The organism is Streptomyces sp. NPDC060049 (genome assembly GCF_042736715.1).
In the GTDB taxonomy this organism is placed as follows: Bacteria; Actinomycetota; Actinomycetes; order Streptomycetales; family Streptomycetaceae; genus Streptomyces.
The window spans coordinates 368,121-385,851 of record NZ_JBHWVV010000004.1; the positions used below are offsets into that span (position 1 = coordinate 368,121).

17 protein-coding genes are annotated in these 17,731 nt (G+C 73.2%); 7 read left to right on the forward strand and 10 right to left on the reverse strand.

Features of this window, described 5'->3' with window-relative positions; genetic code table 11:
* Positions 1 to 24: 24 nt before the first annotated feature.
* The 4 genes from msrA to ACFWBY_RS09420 all read right to left on the reverse strand — a co-directional run bounded on the left by msrA (position 25) and on the right by ACFWBY_RS09420 (position 4,702).
* The gene (gene msrA / locus ACFWBY_RS09405) at positions 25 to 690 is read right to left on the reverse strand and encodes a peptide-methionine (S)-S-oxide reductase MsrA (RefSeq protein ID WP_385336911.1); all 666 of its coding nucleotides are present in this window, start codon (positions 688 to 690) and stop codon (positions 25 to 27) included.
* Between the two features lie 90 nt (positions 691 to 780).
* On the reverse strand, positions 781 to 1,887 hold the full coding sequence (locus ACFWBY_RS09410; RefSeq protein ID WP_385336914.1) for a hypothetical protein: 1,107 nt from the start codon (positions 1,885 to 1,887) through the stop codon (positions 781 to 783).
* On the reverse strand, positions 1,884 to 3,485 hold the full coding sequence (locus ACFWBY_RS09415; protein WP_385336917.1) for a M48 family metalloprotease: 1,602 nt from the start codon (positions 3,483 to 3,485) through the stop codon (positions 1,884 to 1,886). Before ACFWBY_RS09415 ends, ACFWBY_RS09410 begins: the two co-directional genes overlap by 4 nt.
* 110 nt (positions 3,486 to 3,595) lie before the next feature.
* Positions 3,596 to 4,702 (reverse strand): hypothetical protein, encoded by a 1,107-nt coding sequence (locus ACFWBY_RS09420; protein ID WP_385336920.1) that lies wholly within the window; start codon positions 4,700 to 4,702, stop codon positions 3,596 to 3,598.
* Between the two features lie 102 nt (positions 4,703 to 4,804).
* Between ACFWBY_RS09420 and ACFWBY_RS09425 the strand changes: the two genes are divergently transcribed.
* The gene (locus ACFWBY_RS09425; protein ID WP_385336923.1) at positions 4,805 to 5,959 is read left to right on the forward strand and encodes a cystathionine gamma-synthase; all 1,155 of its coding nucleotides are present in this window, start codon (positions 4,805 to 4,807) and stop codon (positions 5,957 to 5,959) included.
* A gap of 94 nt (positions 5,960 to 6,053) precedes the next feature.
* Here ACFWBY_RS09425 and ACFWBY_RS09430 read toward each other — a convergent pair whose 3' ends face one another.
* Genes ACFWBY_RS09430 through ACFWBY_RS09440 form a run of 3 tightly spaced genes read right to left on the reverse strand, consistent with a single transcriptional unit; the run spans position 6,054 to position 7,360 of the window.
* Complete coding sequence (locus ACFWBY_RS09430; RefSeq protein WP_385336926.1) at positions 6,054 to 6,305, reverse strand: hypothetical protein; 252 nt, start codon at positions 6,303 to 6,305, stop codon at positions 6,054 to 6,056.
* Positions 6,302 to 6,790 (reverse strand): RNA polymerase, encoded by a 489-nt coding sequence (locus ACFWBY_RS09435; protein WP_385336929.1) that lies wholly within the window; start codon positions 6,788 to 6,790, stop codon positions 6,302 to 6,304. The genes ACFWBY_RS09430 and ACFWBY_RS09435 overlap by 4 nt, the downstream gene beginning before the upstream one ends.
* A 48-nt stretch (positions 6,791 to 6,838) precedes the next feature.
* On the reverse strand, positions 6,839 to 7,360 hold the full coding sequence (locus tag ACFWBY_RS09440) for a MarR family winged helix-turn-helix transcriptional regulator (RefSeq protein WP_385337075.1): 522 nt from the start codon (positions 7,358 to 7,360) through the stop codon (positions 6,839 to 6,841).
* Positions 7,361 to 7,571: 211 nt separating this feature from the next.
* Between ACFWBY_RS09440 and ilvA the strand changes: the two genes are divergently transcribed.
* From ilvA to ACFWBY_RS09455, 3 genes are all read left to right on the forward strand, one after another.
* The gene (gene ilvA, locus ACFWBY_RS09445) at positions 7,572 to 8,804 is read left to right on the forward strand and encodes a threonine ammonia-lyase (protein ID WP_385336932.1); all 1,233 of its coding nucleotides are present in this window, start codon (positions 7,572 to 7,574) and stop codon (positions 8,802 to 8,804) included.
* A gap of 218 nt (positions 8,805 to 9,022) precedes the next feature.
* Complete coding sequence (locus tag ACFWBY_RS09450; protein WP_385336935.1) at positions 9,023 to 10,039, forward strand: ATP-binding cassette domain-containing protein; 1,017 nt, start codon at positions 9,023 to 9,025, stop codon at positions 10,037 to 10,039.
* On the forward strand, positions 10,036 to 10,893 hold the full coding sequence (locus ACFWBY_RS09455) for an ABC transporter permease (protein WP_385336937.1): 858 nt from the start codon (positions 10,036 to 10,038) through the stop codon (positions 10,891 to 10,893). The genes ACFWBY_RS09450 and ACFWBY_RS09455 overlap by 4 nt, the downstream gene beginning before the upstream one ends.
* A 105-nt stretch (positions 10,894 to 10,998) precedes the next feature.
* On the opposite strand, the gene greA is transcribed toward ACFWBY_RS09455, so the two are convergent.
* Both greA and ACFWBY_RS09465 read right to left on the reverse strand, forming a co-directional pair.
* Positions 10,999 to 11,496 carry a transcription elongation factor GreA gene (greA, locus tag ACFWBY_RS09460; protein ID WP_385336940.1) on the reverse strand — a complete coding sequence of 166 codons (498 nt, stop codon included), beginning with the start codon at positions 11,494 to 11,496 and terminating at the stop codon, positions 10,999 to 11,001.
* A gap of 185 nt (positions 11,497 to 11,681) precedes the next feature.
* Positions 11,682 to 12,095, reverse strand: a complete 414-nt coding sequence (locus ACFWBY_RS09465) for a DUF4307 domain-containing protein (protein ID WP_385336943.1) — start codon at positions 12,093 to 12,095, stop codon at positions 11,682 to 11,684.
* 123 nt (positions 12,096 to 12,218) lie between these two features.
* On the opposite strand from ACFWBY_RS09465, the gene mca reads away from it, so the two are divergent.
* Positions 12,219 to 13,100, forward strand: a complete 882-nt coding sequence (gene mca, locus ACFWBY_RS09470) for a mycothiol conjugate amidase Mca (RefSeq protein WP_385336946.1) — start codon at positions 12,219 to 12,221, stop codon at positions 13,098 to 13,100.
* 2 nt (positions 13,101 to 13,102) lie between these two features.
* On the forward strand, positions 13,103 to 13,321 hold the full coding sequence (locus tag ACFWBY_RS09475) for a hypothetical protein (protein WP_385336949.1): 219 nt from the start codon (positions 13,103 to 13,105) through the stop codon (positions 13,319 to 13,321).
* A 170-nt stretch (positions 13,322 to 13,491) separates the two neighbouring features.
* Here ACFWBY_RS09475 and ACFWBY_RS09480 read toward each other — a convergent pair whose 3' ends face one another.
* Positions 13,492 to 16,833 carry a tetratricopeptide repeat protein gene (locus ACFWBY_RS09480; protein WP_385336951.1) on the reverse strand — a complete coding sequence of 1,114 codons (3,342 nt, stop codon included), beginning with the start codon at positions 16,831 to 16,833 and terminating at the stop codon, positions 13,492 to 13,494.
* 124 nt (positions 16,834 to 16,957) lie between these two features.
* Here ACFWBY_RS09480 and ACFWBY_RS09485 point away from each other — a divergent pair, with 124 nt between their 5' ends.
* Positions 16,958 to 17,728 carry a DUF4344 domain-containing metallopeptidase gene (locus tag ACFWBY_RS09485; protein ID WP_385336953.1) on the forward strand — a complete coding sequence of 257 codons (771 nt, stop codon included), beginning with the start codon at positions 16,958 to 16,960 and terminating at the stop codon, positions 17,726 to 17,728.
* Positions 17,729 to 17,731 lie beyond the last annotated feature (3 nt).

Here is a 17,731-nt window from a genome sequence, read left to right on the forward strand (position 1 = left end):
GGGCCGGGGCTTTGCCGTCGCGGCTCAGCCGTCGGCGCGGGCCACGCCGATCGGGCAGGAGACGCCCGTGCCGCCGATGCCGCAGTAGCCGCCGGGGTTCTTGTCGAGGTACTGCTGGTGGTGTGCCTCAGCGGGCCAGAAGGGGCGCTCCGACGCCGGGAGGACGGCCGTGGTGATCTCGCCGTAGCCGGAGGAGGCCAGGACCCGCTGGTAGGCCTCGCGGGAGGCTTCGGCGGCGGCCTGGTCGGCGGGGGAGTGGGTGTAGAGAGCCGAGCGGTACTGGGTGCCGACGTCGTTGCCCTGGCGGAAGCCCTGGGTGGGGTCGTGGGACTCCCAGAACAGCTTCAGCAGGGCCTCGTAGGAGACCAGGGAGGGGTCGAAGACGACCCGGACGACCTCGGTGTGGCCGGTGCCGCCCGAGCAGACCTCCTCGTAGGTCGGATTCTCGGTGAAGCCGCCCTGGTAGCCGGCGAGGGTGGTCCACACCCCCGGGGTCTGCCAGAACTTGCGCTCGGCGCCCCAGAAACAGCCGAGGCCGAAGTCCGCGACCCGCAGGTGGGCGGGGTACGGGCCCGCGAGGGGGTTGCCGAGCACGGTGTGGACGGCGGGCAGGGCGAAGAGCGGCTCCGCGCGGCCGGTCAGGGCTTCCTCGCGGGTGGGGAGCTCGGGCGTGCGGCGGTACGAGAACATGGATTCCCTCCTTGTGGTCTACGGATAACGGGGAACGGCGGGCCGGGATTCCCCCGCCCGCCGCTCCCTGCCCGGGTCCCGCTTCCCCGGTCAGGCGTTCTGCGTCGCCTGCCGCACGCTGTAGTCGCGTGCCCGCACGTACCGCGCCTTGCTGTCCGCGGCGTAGGACCACGGCGTCGCGTCGATGTAGCCGTCGACGGCCCGGAACTGCTCGACCGCCTCGGTGTACCGGTCCTGCCAGTACAGGTTCCAGGCCAGCATGTGCCGGACGCCGGTCACCCGCCGGTCGGCCGGGTCGGCGGCCGCCACGTCGGCGAGCGCCGCGTCGGTGGCGGCGACGATCTCCGGCCGCTTGTAGTACTCGTTCGGGTCGAGCTCCGACTCGGACATCTCGTATTCGAGGTACGCGTACAGGGGGAGCACCGACAACAGCTCGCCGGGAGCGCCCGCGGCCGCCGATTCCTTCGCGAAGGCCTCGGCCTCCTCGTGCGAGCCGCGCCACTTGCGGCACCAGTACTGCAGGGCGCCGGTGTGCGCCGCCAGCACCTTCGGATCACGTGCGACGATCTGCGCCCACAGCTCGCGGTACCGCTCGTGCGAATACCCGAGGGCCATGGCGATGGGCTGTTCCAGCATGTACGGCACCGGGTCCGCGGGGTCGGCGATCCGCTGGGCCTCGTGCATGGCCTCCTGCGCGCCGGCGATCAGCTGGTGGAAGACCCGGAACTGCTCCTGCGTGGTGTGCTTCGCGCTCAGCGACCCGCGCACGTTCCACGCGACGAGCACGGAGGAGTCCGCGTGCACCAGCGCGGCCGCCGGGTCCTGCGGCCGCGCGGCGCGCCAGGCCAGGAGCCAGGCGTCGTCGGCGGCGGCCAGGTCGGACAGGTTCCGTACGCGGCGCACGCGCTCGTCCCAGTTCCGCCCGGCGGCCTCCAGCCAGGCCGCGCCGGCCTGCCAGCCGCCCGCCCGTACGGCGTCCAGCGCGGCCGTGTCGGCGGGCGCCGGCGGCGCCCCGTGCTCGGTGTCCAGCCGGTCGGCCGGTACGAAGCCCAGCGCGACGGCGGCTTCGGCGTCCGCGGCCCGGTGGGAGCCGGCCTTGGCCGTCAGCTTGCGGGCCTTGCGGATGTAGTAGACGCCGCGCAGGACTTTGAAGGCGCCGGCGGCCAGGAGGCAGCCGAGGATGATCAGGCCGATCACGGGGCAAGTACCAGCTTTCGCAGGGGTTCGGTGTCGGGAAGGTCGGCGGCGGCCTGGTCGAGGGCGCTCTCCAGCTGCTCCTCGAAGCCGTCGGCCGGGTAGCGCAGGGTGGCCGATTCGCTCCAGGACAGCTGCCAGCGGGCGGCGCCGCGCGCGGTGAGCTCGGTGGTGACCAGCTGGTTCAGGGCGCGGCGCAGCGCCGGGCGGGCGAACTCGCGGGCCGCTCGGCCGGTGGCCGATGCCGCCTCCTCGGACTTCGGGAGGCGGTCGGTGATCCGCCAGCGCACCGCCGGGTCGGCGTCGACCGCGTCCAGCAGCGAGGTCAGGCCGGAGCCCGCGCCCTCGGCGGCGGCGGCGTCGCGGATCTCCTGCGCGCCCCGGCCGGCGTAGCGGGTCATGCTCTCGTGGACCAGGTCCGCCCAGTCCAGGCGTCGCATCGCGAAGGCCTCGGGGGTGAGGACCGCCCGCTCCAGCTCGATCAGCGAGGCCTCGGAGTCGGCGAGCAGCTCCAGCGAGGGGCGCGAGGCCTGGGCGGCCCGGCCGTCGTCGGGCAGGGCCTCGATGCGGGCCACGCGTTCGGCGAGCGCGGGGTGGGAGTCGTACGGGTCGGTCGGCTCCTCGGGCAGTTCCTCGCGCAGTCCGTCCAGTTCTGCGGCGCGGGCGTCGAGGAGGTGGCGCAGGCCGCCGAAGACCTGCCCCCGGGGCGGCAGCAGCTCGGCGCCGACGCCGAGGGTGGCGTAGGAGTCCATGTAGAACTCGTGTGCCGGGGCGATGGCGTTGAGCTCGCGCAGCGCGGAGCCGGCGGAGTCGCGGCCGGCGACGCGGACGGCGGCGAGGTCGGCGGCGAGCTCCTGGCGGCGGGCGTCCACGAGCGTCGCGCGCTGGTAGAACTTCCCGTACCCGGTGTAGATCTTTGCCATCGCGCGGTACAGGGCGCCGTTGCCGGTGGTGTCGATCGCCTTGGCCTTCTTGCCGGCGGCGATCCTCTTGTCGGCCTTCTGTTCCTGCTTCGCCCGCTCCTTGGCGATCTTGGCGTCCGAGCGGGCGTGGAAGGTGTCGACGGTGCGCAGCAGTTGGACGCGGCCGCGCCGGATCAGCGGGGTGAGGCGGGTGTCGAGGTTGGCGTAGTGGCCCATCTCGTGGGCGAGGACGGCGCGCAGCCGCATCTCGTCCATGCCCGTCATCAGCGGTAGGCCGATGTAGAGGCGGCGCGTGCCCGGTCGCAGCCCGAGGAGCTTGGCGTCCTCGGTGACGCCGGCGTTGACGTCGGCGATGAGCACGATCTCGTCGGGTGCCCGGGTCCCGACCTGCGCGGCGACGTCCCGCACGGTCTGCCACAGGACGGGTTCCTGCCGCTCGGTGACGGGGACGCCGGGAAGCGGTTCGGGCGCCGGGAGGCGGAGCATGAACATGCCGCGCACGATCGGGACGGCGAGGACGACGGCCGCTATGAGCAGTTTGATCAGGCCTGGGCCGTGCAGGCCGGCCGACTCGGCGCCGACGACCACGGCGACGAGGGCGCAGAGCAGGACGACGCCGAGCAAATAGAAGCCGGCGAGCAGGACGAGGGCGCGCAAGGCGCGCAGTGAAGCGCCCATCTGGACAGATCCCCCCACGGGACGAAGCGGTGCGGTGTTGCTTACGCGAACCATAGGGGCGGAGCGCGGCGCCGTGGGGGGCGGGGTGGTCGGGGCGGGAGGCGCGGCCGTCAGTGGGGCAGGGTTGCCGGGGAGCCGCCGTTCGCCTCGTAGCCGGCGACCGCCAGGGCCCGGTAGACCGCGTACGAGGCCGCGGGGTCCGGGTCGGCCGACCAGGGGAGGGCGCCCACGTAGCCGTCGACGTGGCGGACCTGTTCCATCGCCTCGGCCCAGCGCTCGCCGCCGACGAGGAACAGCAGCAGCAGGTGGCGCACGTGCGCCAGCATCGGGTCGTCGGGCCGGGCGCTGTGGACGGCGTACAGCGCGCCCTCCACCGCCCGGGTCACGGTCGCGCTCTGGTGGAAGCTGCGGATCAGGACGACGTCGGGGACGTGCTCGTACAGCGCGAACAGGGGCAGCGCCGCCAGCAGCGAGCCCTGCGGGGCGCGGGCCGCCGCGTGGTGGGTGAAGGCGTCGGCCTTGTCCCGGGACCCGTGCCACTTCTCGCACCAGTAGTTCAGGGCGGCCAGGTGCGCGCCCATGTGCTGCGGAGCCCGGTCCATGACCTCGGCCCACAGCGCGTCGTACTCGGCCTCCGAGTAGTGCAGCATCCGGGCGACGGCCAGCTCGATGACGTACGGAACCGGGTCGCCGGGGGCCAGCAGCGCGGCCGTGCGGCAGGACTCCCGGGCCTCCTCCGCGATGATCCGCACATCGGCGTCGCTGACGCCCTCCGGGCGCCGCCACATCTGCTGCGCCAGCAGCTCGGCGTGCACCTGCGCGCCGCCGGCGTCCTTCGGCGCCTCCAGCCGCCACGCCTTCAGCCAGCGGGCGCCCGCCCCGGGCTCCCGGGAGAGTTCCAGCGCCGCCGAGCCGGCGAAGGCCTGGACGCGCTGCCAGCGCACCTCGCCCTCCTTGGGGGTGCCGGCCAGCAGCTGGGAGGCGGCCTGCCACTGCCCGGTGCGCTGCACGTTGGTGAGGGCGTCCATCAGGTCCTGGTCGGGGCCCGGGATCCGGATGTCGAGGTCCTCCTGGCGGGCGAATCCGTAGTCCGAGGGGTCGGCGGCGTCCGGGCTGCCGGGCGAGACCAGGCGCAGGCCGCCGCGCCTGCGCCGTACGTACGGTCCGACGACGGCCATGAGCAGGCCGATCGCGAGCAGGAACCACAAAATCTCCATGCCCCCAGCGAACCAGACGTACCCGAGCGAAGGCCAATAGGGGCCCCGGCGGACCCCGGGACCAGGGCCGCGCGGGGGCCGGACGGGGCATAGCATCGGGCCATGAGCGACAGCCACGAGCACCAGAGCTTCGAGACCCGTGCCATCCACGCGGGCAATACGGCGGACCCGCTGACCGGCGCGGTCGTGCCCCCGATCTACCAGGTGTCCACCTACAAGCAGGACGGCGTCGGCGGACTGCGCGGCGGCTACGAGTACAGCCGCAGCGGCAACCCGACCCGCACCGCCCTCGAGGAGAACCTCGCGGCGCTGGAGGGCGGCCGGCGCGGCCTCGCCTTCGCGTCCGGGCTCGCCGCCGAGGACTGCCTGCTGCGTACGCTGCTCTCCCCGGGCGACCACGTGGTCATCCCGAACGACGCCTACGGCGGCACCTTCCGCCTCTTCGCGAAGGTCGTCTCCCGCTGGGGCGTCGAGTGGTCGGTGGCCGACACCTCCGACGCGGACTCCGTGCGGGCCGCCCTCACCCCGAAGACCAAGGTCATCTGGGTCGAGACCCCCTCCAACCCGCTGCTCGGCATCACCGACATCGCCGTCGTCGCCGACATCGCGCGCACGGCCGGCGCCAAGCTGGTCGTCGACAACACCTTCGCGTCCCCCTACCTCCAGCAGCCCCTCGCGCTCGGCGCGGACGTGGTCGTGCACTCGCTGACCAAGTACATGGGCGGCCACTCGGACGTCGTCGGCGGCGCGCTCGTCACCGCCGACGCGGCGCTGGGCGAGGAACTGGCCTACCACCAGAACGCGATGGGCGCCGTGGCCGGGCCCTTCGACTCGTGGATCGTGCTGCGCGGCATCAAGACGCTGGCCGTCCGGATGGACCGGCACGCGGAGAACGCGACGAAGGTCGCGGAGCTCCTGACCCGGCACCCCAAGGTGCACACGGTCCTCTACCCGGGCCTGCCCGAGCACCCGGGCCACGAGATCGCCGCCAAGCAGATGCGCAACTTCGGCGGCATGATCTCCTTCCAGGTCACCGGCGGCGAGGACGCGGCCGTCGCGGTCTGCAACCGCACCAAGCTCTTCACCCTGGGCGAGTCCCTCGGCGGCGTCGAGTCCCTCATCGAGCACCCGGGCCGCATGACCCACGCCTCGGTGGCCGGTTCGGCCCTGGAGGTCCCCGGAGACCTGGTCCGCCTGTCGGTCGGCATCGAGAACGTCGACGACCTGCTGGCGGACCTGACGCAGGCGCTGGGCTAGTGCTCTGACCGGGAAGGTCTAGGTCCCGTACCGGCTCCGGGCCGCTGCCCCCGCGGGGAGCGGCCCGGCGCCGGCCGGGTTTCGCCGGGGCGCCTCACCAGTCCTGCCAGGGCGGGGAGACCTCGCTCGACGGCGTCGTCCACGCGTGGGTCAGCGAGGCCCACACCAGGAAGGCCACCACCGCCGCGCCCAGCAGGGTCCAGCCGATCTTGCGCACCACCGCGCGGCGCCGCAGCAGCTGGTCGCCGCGCGCCGCCGCGCCCGCCGCGAATCCGGTCGGCAGCGTCGGGTACGGGCCCTCCAGGAGCTGCCTGACCTGGACTTCCTTGGGGTCCGGGCGGCTCATGCGGCCTCCTGCCGCTGGGGATCGGGCCGGGCGTCGGAGCCGGAGCCGGTGACGCCGGCGTGCCGGGGGCGCAGCCCGGCCACCGCCCGGTTGCACAGCGCCCGCACCCGCTCGGGCGCAAGCCCCAGCTGCGCCGCGGTGACTTCCTCCGCGACCCCTTCGTAGATCCGCAGGACCAGCACGAGCCGTTCCAGCGGGCCCAGCGGCGCCAGGACCCCGCTGCCGCCGTGGTGGCGGCGGCCGGTCCGGGCGAAGGCGGCGCACAGTTCCTGGCGGGTGTAGTCGTACGGATCGTCCCCGCGCAGCCTGCGCCAGTTCGCGTACGTACGGGCCAGCGCCCCGCCGAGGAGCCCGCGCGCGGCGGGCGCGTCCTGCTCCGGCTCGGCCGTGAGCAGGATCGCGACGCGCAGGAGCCGCCCCGCCGCACCCGCGACGAAGGCTTCGAACTCGGCGTAGGGGCCCGGCCCTTGGTCCACAGTGCACATAGTGCGGCCTGCGGGACCGCCCCGGTCAAGAGGTCGGTCGCACCCGGATCAGGAAGCGGGTCCGGCCTCGGAGCCCGCCGACATCAGCTCGGACAGCGAGATGTTGAAACGGGTCAGCAGACCGGTGAACGACTCGCGCTCGTCCTGGCTCCAGCCCTCCGTCACCCGGGCCATCAGCTCGCGCCGCGAGGAGCGGACCTCCTCCAGCCGGGCGAGCCCGCGCGCGGAGAGCGCGAGCACCACGGCCCGGCCGTCCTCCGGGTGCGAGGTCCGCTTGACGAGGCCGCTGTCGACGAGCGGCGCGACCTGCCGGGTGACGGTGGAGGAGTCGATTCCCATGCCGCCGGCGAGCGCCTTGACGCCCATCGGGCCTTCCAGGTCGAGCCTGTTCAGCAGCAGGTACGCGGCCCGGTCCATGGAGTTGCGGGCCTGGCCGACCCCGCCCAGGCGGGTCTGCTCCGCGCGCCGGGCGAAGACCGCCACCTGGTGCTGGAGCGCGTCGAGGAGACCGGCTTCGGCGGGCGCGCCGGCCGGCGCGGGCAGGTCGGAACTGGCCGAGGTGGAGGGCATGGCCGTGAGCTCTCTTCGCATGGGGCCGACAAGGATGGGGGACAGAGTACGCGGCCGTGCGGCGGCCCGTACTCCTCGTACGAGAACTGGTACGGCCCGTACGGGAGCCCGGACGCGGGCCGTCCCGGATGGCCGGATATCGACCGTCGGGGCCCGCCTGCCGGGACTTTCGCCCTGCGCCGCGCTCCGCGGGGGCTGCGAGACTGGCCGCATGAACTACCGAGTGCCGCAGCCCGTCCCGCAGGTCATCCTCGACGACGTCAGGGGAGCCCAGAAGATGCTCTCCGGCGTCTCCCGGGTGACCGCGATGGAAGGCAGCCGGTACCTCTCCTCGCTCACCGGCTCACCGGTGCACCTCAAGTGCGAGAACCTCCAGCGCACCGGCTCCTTCAAGCTGCGCGGGGCGTACGTGCGCATCGCGGGCCTGCGCCCCGAGCAGCGCGCCGCCGGCGTCGTCGCCGCCAGCGCGGGCAACCACGCGCAGGGCGTGGCGCTCGCCTCCTCGCTCCTCGGGGTCCGCTCGACGGTGTTCATGCCGATGGGGGCGCCGCTGCCGAAGGTGGCCGCGACCCAGGAGTACGGCGCCGAGGTACGGATGCACGGGCAGGTCGTCGACGAGACGCTGGCCGCCGCCCAGGAGTACGCGGACCGCACCGGGGCGGTCTTCATCCACCCCTTCGACCACCGCGACATCATCGCGGGCCAGGGCACCGTCGGCCTGGAGATCCTGGAGCAGTGCCCGGAGGTCCGCACGATCCTGGTGGGCATCGGCGGCGGCGGGCTCGCGGCCGGGGTGGCGGTCGCGGTGAAGTCGCTGCGCCCCGACGTCCGGGTGATCGGCGTGCAGGCGGCGGGCGCGGCCGCCTATCCGCCCTCGCTCAAGGTCGGGCACCCGGTGTCGGTCGACAACCCGGTCACGATGGCGGACGGCATCAGGGTCGGGCGGCCCGGGGACATCCCCTTCAAGATCATCGGGGAATTGCTCGACGACGTCCGCACGGTGTCGGAGGACGCGCTGTCCAGTGCCCTGCTCCTCTGCCTGGAGCGGGCGAAGATGGTCGTCGAACCGGCCGGCTGCAGCCCGGTGGCCGCGCTGCTGAGCGAGCCCGAACTGTACGGCGGCGGCCCGGTGGTGGCCGTCCTGTCCGGCGGCAACGTCGACCCGCTGCTCCTCCAGCGGATCCTGCGGCACGGCATGGCGGCGGCCGGGCGCTACCTGTCGCTGCGGCTGCGCGTGACCGACCGGCCGGGGGCGCTGGCCGGTCTGCTGGCGGTGCTGTCGGTGGTGGACGCGAACGTTCTGGACGTGAGCCACGTGCGGACCGACCCGCGGCTCGGGCTCACGGAGGTGGAGGTGGAACTGCACCTGGAGACGAAGGGGCCGAAGCACTGCGCGGAGGTCGCCCGGTCGCTGCACGGCGCGGGGTACAAGGTGATGAGCTGAGCCGTCCCTCCCGGATCTCGCGGCGCGCCGCCGGGCCGCCGGGGCGGCGTGAGGTCGGCGGGCGACCCGTACGTCCGCGCGACCCGGCAAATTCCGTGGCGGCACGCGATATAGCGCGTTACGGTGGCGCCCGGACCGCGGGTCCAGACCCGCGCCCATAAGATTTCGCGTAGGAACGCACCGATTCTGGTGGCCCGATCCACACTGGGAGAATCCATATGCCAGGCGCCATCTACGCCGAAGGCCTGGTCAAGACCTTCGGCGATGTACGGGCACTGGACGGCGTGGACCTAGACGTCCCCGAAGGCACCGTCCTGGGCCTGCTCGGCCCCAACGGCGCGGGCAAGACAACGGCCGTGCGCGTGTTGACCACCCTCCTCCAGCCCGACAGCGGCAAGGCCGTCGTGGCGGGCATAGACGTCCTCAAGCACCCCAACGAAGTCCGCCGCGCGATAGGCCTCTCCGGCCAGTTCGCCGCCGTCGACGAATACCTGACCGGCCGTGAGAACCTCCAAATGGTCGGCCAGCTCTACCAGATGAGCGCCAAGGCGGCGAAGGTCCGTGCCGCCGAACTCCTGGAGCGCTTCAACCTCGGCGACGCCGCGGACCGCACGGCCAAGACGTACTCCGGCGGCATGCGCCGGCGCCTCGACCTCGCGGCGGCCCTCGTGGTCAGCCCGCCCGTGATGTTCATGGACGAGCCCACCACCGGCCTCGACCCGCGCAACCGCCAGGCACTGTGGGCGATCATCCAGGAGCTCGTCGCGGGCGGTACCACCCTGCTGCTCACCACGCAGTACCTGGAGGAGGCCGACCACCTCGCGCACGACATCTGCGTGGTCGACCACGGCAAGGTCATCGCGCGCGGCACCTCCGACGAGCTCAAGGCCCGGACGGGCGGCGAACGCGTCGAGGTCGTCGTGCACGAGCGCGCGCACATGGCCGGCGCACGCGAGGTCCTCGCCGGATTCGGCAAGGGCGAGACCGCCGTCGAGGAACACACCCGCAAGCTGACCGTCCCGGTCTCCGGCGGCGCCAAGCTGCTCGCCGAGGTCATCCGCGAGCTGGACGGACGCGGCATCGAGATCGACGACATCGGGCTGCGCCGCCCCACCCTGGACGACGTGTTCATCTCCCTGACCGGCCACGCGGCGGAGCTGGCGGCCGAGGAGAACGGCGAGGGGCCCGCCGACACCAAGGGCGGCCGCAAGGCCCGCAAGGAGGCGACGAAATGACCCTCACCCCCACGACGCCCGAGCTGGCGGCGCCCCGGCCGAGCGGCGGGATCGTCCAAGGGGTCAAGGACTCCCTGGTCATGGCCAAGCGGAACCTGATCCGCATGTCCCGCATCCCCGAGATGATCATCTTCGGCGTGATCCAGCCGGTGATGTTCGTCGTCCTGTTCAGCTACGTCTTCGGCGGTTCCATATCCGTCGGCGGCAACACCTCGCCCGCCGCCTACCGCGAGTTCCTGATGGCGGGCATCTTCGCCCAGACCGTCACCTTCGCCACGGCCGGCGCGGGCGCGGGCATCGCGGACGACATGCACAAGGGCCTCATCGACCGCTTCCGCTCCCTGCCCATGGCCCGCGGCGCGGTCCTGACCGGCCGCACCCTGGCCGACCTCGTCCAGACCACCCTCACGCTCGTCGTCCTGGCCATCGTGGCGCTGCTCGTCGGCTGGCGCACCCACACGAACATCGGCGAGGTGCTCGGCGGCTTCGCCCTGCTGCTCCTGCTCGGCTACGCCTTCTCCTGGATCGGCGCGCTGATCGGCCTGTCGGTGCGCACCCCGGAGGCGGCCACCTCCGGCGGACTCATCTGGCTCTTCCCGCTGACGTTCATCTCGATCGCCTTCGTCCCCTCCGACAACATGCCGACGTTCCTGCGGCACATCGCGGAGTGGAACCCCTTCAGCGCCACCGTCCAGGGGGCGCGCGAGCTCTTCGGCAACCTGCCGCCGGGCTACCCGACCCCCGATGCCTGGCCGATGCAGCACCCGGTCGCGGCGTCCGTCCTCTGGTCGATCCTGATCATCGTGGTCTTCCGGACCCTGGCGGTGCGCAAGTACCGCTCGGCGACGGCCTGACCGCACGATCCGCCGCGGGGCCCCAGGGGCCCCGGCCGCAGCGGAAAAGACCTCGCCCCGCCGGGCAGCTGTCCGGCGGGGCGAAATCTTTGCGGAGGGGGGTGATCAGCCGGTGAAGGGCTTGACGTCAAGGATCTTGACCGAGGCCTTCTTGCCGTTCGGCAGCTCGTACTCGGCGTCCTCGCCGATCTTCTTGCCCATCACGCCGGTGCCCAGCGGGGACTGCGGCGAGTAGGTCTCGAAGTCCGAGGAGGCGTACTCGCGCGACGCCAGCAGGAACTCCATGGTGTCGTCGACATCGCCGTCGAAGGCGATCTTGACGAGCGTGCCGGGGGCGACCTCGCCCTCGGACGCGGGCGCGGTGCCGACCTTGGCCTTCTCCAGGAGCTGCGTCAGCTGGCGGACGCGGAGCTCCATCTTGCCCTGCTCCTCCTTGGCCGCGTGGTAACCGCCGTTCTCACGCAGGTCGCCCTCCTCACGGGCGGCCGCGATCTTGACAGCGATCTCCGTGCGGGCGGGACCAGAGAGGTAGTCCAGCTCCGCCTTCAGCTGGTCGTACGCCGCCTGGGTCAGCCAGGTGACGCTTTCGCTCGTCTGGGTCACGGGGTGCTCCTCGTCGGTACAGGGACTACAAAAGCCGCCAGCGGCGGACGAAACCACGAGCCTAACAATTCAGGAAGGGAAGGGGGAGGACACGAAGTGTGTGAAGTGCGCCGGGACGCGGCGGCGGAAGCCTGAAAACGGCCTTCCGCCGGAAGGAACCACTCCGCCGTCCGGCGTGTTGCCCCTCAGTTCGCGGAGCCGGCCGCCCGGCAGCCGATCAGTTCGATCATCGTGGCCCGGCCCGTGGTCTTCAACGTGACGAGTTCGTCCACGCGCTCGCCCTCCTGCGCGAAGGTGAAGTCCGCGCGGCCCACCTCGCCGTGCCCCTCGTCCTGCGAGCTCAGCGTGCACACGCCGGTGACCGAGGCGTCCTTGCGGACCTCCAGGTGCACCTCGACCGCGTTGTCGGAGACCACCTGGAACTTGATGACCTCGGCACTGACGCTCTGCCCGGCGACGTAGTCCCAGCCGATCCACCCGACCACACCGAGCAGCCCGACGCCCAGCACCGAACCGATGATCTTGAGCTTTCGGTCGGCCCGCTCGTCCGCCGACCGGCCGTAGCGGCCCTCGGGCAGCCCTTCGCGCACCGCGCTCATCGATCGTTCCCTTCGAGACGGGTGAACACCGGAAATCCCGGGGCGACCCCCCGGAATTTTTCCACCCCCCGATTCGGTCACTATAAGAGGCGTACGCCCTGACGACTCAAAGAGGATCCTGTCTTGACCGAGCAGCTTCGACTGATGGCCGTCCATGCCCACCCCGACGACGAGTCGAGCAAGGGCGCGGCCACCATGGCCAAGTACGTGTCCGAGGGGGTGTCCGTGCTGGTGGTGACCTGCACGGGCGGTGAGCGCGGCTCCATCCTCAATCCCAAGCTCCAGGGCGACAAGTACATCGAGGAGCACATCCACGAGGTCCGCGCCAAGGAGATGGACGAGGCCCGCGAGATCCTCGGTGTCGACCAGGAGTGGCTGGGATACGTCGACTCCGGCCTGCCCGAGGGCGACCCGCTGCCGCCGCTGCCCGAGGGCTGCTTCGCCCTGGCCGACCTCGACGAGGCCGCCGGCGGGCTGGTGCGCAAGATCCGCGCCTTCCGGCCGCAGGTGATCACCACCTACGACGAGAACGGCGGCTACCCGCACCCCGACCACATCATGACCCACAAGATCTCGATGGTCGCCTTCGAAGGCGCGGCCGACACCGAGAAGTACCCGGAGGCCGACTTCGGCCCGGCGTACCAGCCGCAGAAGCTGTACTACAACCAGGGCTTCAACAAGCCGCGGACCATCGCCCTGCACGAGGCGCTCCTCTCGCGCGGCCTGGAGTCCCCCTACGGGGAGTGGCTGGAGCGGTGGAAGGAGTTCCAGCGCGCCGAGCGGACCCTGACCACGCACGTGCCCTGCGCCGAGTTCTTCGAGATCCGCGACAAGGCCCTCATCGCGCACGCCACGCAGATCGACCCGGACGGCGGCTGGTTCACCGTGCCCATGGAGATCCAGAAGGAGGTCTGGCCGACCGAGGAGTACGAGCTGGCGAAGTCGCTCGTCGACACTTCCCTCCCCGAGTCCGACCTCTTCGCGGGCATCCGGGAGAATGCGTAGCTATGAGCGCTACGCAGGCAGCACTGAACGAGCTTCTCCCGCTGGCGGGTGACACCTTCGACAAGAACAAGGTGACCCCCGGACTCCTGGGCTTCCTCGTGTTCGCGGCCCTCGCCCTGGGCGTGTGGGGCCTGATGAAGTCGATGAGCCGGCACATGGGCCGCGTCGACTTCAAGGAAGCCCCGGAGCCCACCCCGGCGGACGGTACGCGCGCCCCGTAAGGGCCGCGACCCCCTGACGCCGCTTCGTGCGACCGCCGCCCAGCCGAGGAACGGCGGGCGGCGGGCTTTCGCACGCGGCCGGGCGCCCCGAGCCGCCCCGTCCGCCGGGACAGCGGGCCGTCGGGACGGCGGGCCGTCGGGACGGCGGGACAGCGCGACGGCGTCGGCCGCTAGTGCGGGGGAAGCGGCACCGAGACGCCCATGATCTCCCGCGACTGCGGATCGGGCACCAGCGACAGCCGCCACGCCTGCCAGCCCTCCGACGGGTCGACGCCGCGCGCCAGGATCACCGCGTAGGACTCCAGGCAGTCGTCCAGGCGCCCGTCCCGCATCGGGTGCGGGGCCGCCGCCAGCCGCGACAGCTCCGTCCGCGCCTCGTCCGCGGCTCCCGGCAGTGCGTACGGCAGGAGCGTGCAGCGCAGGAAGCGCGCCCAGTCCTCCCCGCGCCGGTCCCCGTAGGAGATGAACAGCCGCACCGCCTCCTCGCACAGGCCCACCGCCTGCGCGACGCGCGCGTTGCCCGCGTCCACCACCGCCAGCTCCAGGCACGTCCAGGCCTCGCCATGGGCCAGCCCGATCCTGCGGAAATCGGCCCGGGCGTCCACCAGGAGCTGGCGGGCGAAGCCGGAGTTGCGCAGGTTCCCCGTCTGCGCCGCCCGCTGGTCGCGCGTCACCCGCCCCGAGTGGTGGCGGGCGTGCGCGAGCCCGTACACGTCCCGCATCCGCGAGAACATCGTGCGGGCCCGCTCCAGCTCCCGCACCGCCCGGTCGCGCTCCCCGGCCTCCTCCAGAGCCTGCCCGAGGTAGTACAGGGTCCAGGCCTCCCCGCGCGCGTCCTCGGCCTCCCGGTGCCGGGCCAGCGCGTCGCGCAGCCGCTCCAGCGCCGGGCCCGGATCCCCGGCGACGACCCGGGCCCGGCCCAGCTGCGTCAGCGCCCAGGCCTGGCCGCGGTCGTCGCGCGTGCGCCCGTACAGCTCCAGGGCCAGGCGCAGCTCCGCCTCCGCGCGCCCCACCTCGCCCAGGCGCAGGTAGACCTGGCCGAGCTGGAGGTGCGCCCACGCCTCGCCGTGCACGCTCTCGCTCTCGCGGTGCAGGACGAGCGACTCGCGCAGCAGCCGCAGCGCCTCCGCGAGGTTCGCGCGGTCGCGCTCGACCGCCCCCAGCGCGTGCAGGGCCCACGCGCGGTCGCCCGCCAGCTCGGCCGACGTCTGGAGCGCGAGCGCCTCCCGGATACGGGCCGCGGCCTCGGGAAGGTTGCCCTGGTGGTGCAGGGTGATGCCCAGCGAGACCAGCACCATGCCCGCGCCGGCCTCCTGGTGGGCGTCCATGTACTGGTCGACGAGCGAGGTCAAGGTCGTGCGGGCCTTGTCCAGCTCGCCGAGCTGGCGGGCCGCGATGCCCGTACGCCACTGCACCGAGCGCGCCAGGCGCCCCGGCTGCCCCTGCTGCCCGGCCTCGCCCTGCTGGCCCGCCTCCACGGCCTGCGTCAGCTCGTTGATCTCGCCGAGGCGGTACAGGTCCCCGCGCAGCAGGCAGAAGTCACACAGCGCGCCCAGCAGGTCGAGCACCGCCTGCTGGTCCACGCCCTCCGAGTGCCGCAGCGCCGCCGTGATGAAACTCGACTCCTCGTCCAGCCAGCGCAGCGCCGCGTCGAGGGAGGTGAAGCCGTGGCTCCCGAAGTGGTTGGCGCGCGTCGACATCTTCCCGTCGACCATGCGGATCACGGAGTCGGCGAGCTGCGCGTACGTCCGGATCAGCCGCTCGTGCGCCGCCGCGGCCCCGGCCCGGTCCTCGTCGCGCGTCAGCCGGTCCGCCGCGTACGAGCGCACCGCGTCGTGCATCCGGAAGCGCTCCCCGCGCACGTGGTCCAGCAGACCGGCCGCGGCCAGCTCGCGCAGCAGCCGCCCGGCCTCCACCTGGTCCGCGTCGACCAGCGCCGCCGCCGCGGCCGCGCCGAGCGAGGCCCGGCCCGCCAGCGTGAGCCGGCGCAGCAGCCGGCGCCGCTCCTCGGTCAGCGAGGCGTAGGCCAGGTCGAGCGCGGCGTCCAAGGAGTCCGCGGGATCCCCGGGCGCCGCCAAGCCCTCGGGATGCCGCGCGGTCACCAGAGGAGCCAGTACGCGCAGGGCCAGCGGCAGGCCGGCGCCGAGCGCGAGCAGCCCCCGCGAGGTCTCCTCGCGGTACGCGGCGCCGTCGTCACCCGCCGGATCCGGCTCGGCGCCGGCCGCCGCCGAACCCCCCGCCGCCCGCGGCGGCCCCACGGCCACCGCACCCGCCCGGACCAGCTCGCCGCCGTACTCCTCCGCCAGCCGGGTCACCGGCAGCTGGTACACCCAGGCCGCAAGATCGGCGGGCAGGTCCAGCGGCTCCCGCGCCGTGACCAGGACCAGGCTTTCGGAGCGCTCGGGCACGAGCGTCCGTACCTGCGCGGCGTCGACGGCGTCGTCCAGGACCACCGTCACCGGGGTGCCCTGCAGGTGCTGGTGGTAGAGCTCGCCGAGCCTGCGCACCTGCTGCTCCGCCGAGGAGCCCTCCCGGAAGAGGAGCTGCTCGCGGGGGGCGCCCAGCCGGTTCATCAGGTGCAGGAGCGCCTCGCGGGTCGGCAGCGGCGTCTCGGCCGCGCCGCCGCGCAGGTCCACCACGCAGGCGCCCTTGAACTGGTCCCGCAACGCGTGCGCGGCGCGCAGCGCCAGCGTGGTGCGGCCCACCCCGGGCTCGCCGTGCAGGACCACGACCACCGGACGGGTCTCGGTGCTCGCCCGGGCGCTGCGCACCCACTGCGCGATACTGGTCAGCTCGGCCCGCCGGCCCACGAACACCCCGTCGAGCTCGGGCAGCTGCCCGAAGGACTGCTCCAGCATGCTCCGCCGGCGGGCCTCGGCGCTGCGGTTGGTGGTACGCGGGTGGAGCAGGACGCCGCCGCCGCTCCCGTTCGCGGTGGTGTGAGCGGGGTGCGTGGCGGAGGAGGTGCGGGCGGCCGCCGCCACCTTGCGCTGCTGCTCCAAGAACGGCCGTATCCCGCGCACCTCCAGTGCCGACAGCCACGTCAGCTTCAACTGCTCGGCTCCGCCCGGGCGGCCGAGCTCCCCGGCGCGCCGGTTCGCCGCCGGCAGGTGCAGGGCGGTCACCTTGGCCACGGTCGCCGTCGCCCCGGCCACGCCCGCGACGGCCCCGGCGGCCAGGGCCGTGCCGAGCTCCACGCCGAAGGCCAGGTCCGCCCCGACGGCGGCGGCCGCGGCCACGGCGGTGACCAGCAGCGCCGTCGAGGTGTTGGCGCGCCGGAAGGCCTCGCCCAGCGACTCGTCCCCCGCCGCGGCCTCGTCCAGGGCCCGCGCGTACGCCTCGTACTCGTCGGACGCGCCGGACGCGAGCGCGTCAAGGGCGTCCTTGCCGCGTGCGAGCAGCGCCGCCTTGGCCTCGGGGCTGCCGGCGGCACCGCCCGCTCCGCGCCGGGCCTCCTCGTCCACGGCCCGTTCCAGCATCCGCTCGGCCTCACCGCGATGGCTGTCCCGCATCGGCATCCCCCTCAGAGAGCTCCGGCACCGTGCCCCAAGTGTCCTTCGGTACGGTCGTGAGCGCGAGGGAATCTGAGCTAGTTCAGAGGGAGTTGACTCCCAACCGGTCGCATAGGGTGTCCCGGTGAGCAGAAGCCGGGGGGCCGCTGGACCGTGCGCGGTGGCGGCGCTGCTGCTCGCGACGGCCGGCTGCGGTTGGGCCGAAGAGCCGCCGCCCGAACGGGGTTTCGGGCTCCGCTACGAGCAACCCGTGGCGGCCGACAGGGCCGACCACCGCTTCCTGAGCGACAGGAAACTCCCCGAGCTCGTCCTCGCCGACCTCAACGCGTACGTCGACCTCCCCCACCCGGTCGCCGTCATCGCCCGGTCCTGCCACGGCGAGGGCACCGGCTACGACCCGGCGACCCGGCGCATCGAGCTCTGCTACGACGACCTGGCCGAGGAGCGCGAGCTGTTCGCCCGCGCCGGGTCCCACGGCGACGAGGACCTCTCCGAGGCCGTCTCCGAGGTCGTCCGGGAGACGCTCTACCACGAGGCGGGCCACGCCGTCATCGACGCGCTGGACCTTCCGGACGAGGGCGATCGCGCCGAGGAGGACGCCGCCGACGGCTTCGCCCGGGCGGTGCTGCTGCTCGCGGACCCCGAGGGCGACAAGACCCTCCTGACGGCGGCCCGGGCCTACGATCTGGCGGCCGCGGCCGACCCCGAGCCCGATCCCGAGGACGAACACGCCCCGGACGCGGCCCGCGCCGAGTCCCACCGCTGCGCCGTCTACGGCCACTCCCCGGACCGCCACGAGGACCTCGCGACCCCGTCCCGCTCGGACTGCGCCACCACCTGGACCCGCACCCGCGACACATGGACCCGCCACCTGGCTCCGCTGCGACGGCACTGAGGT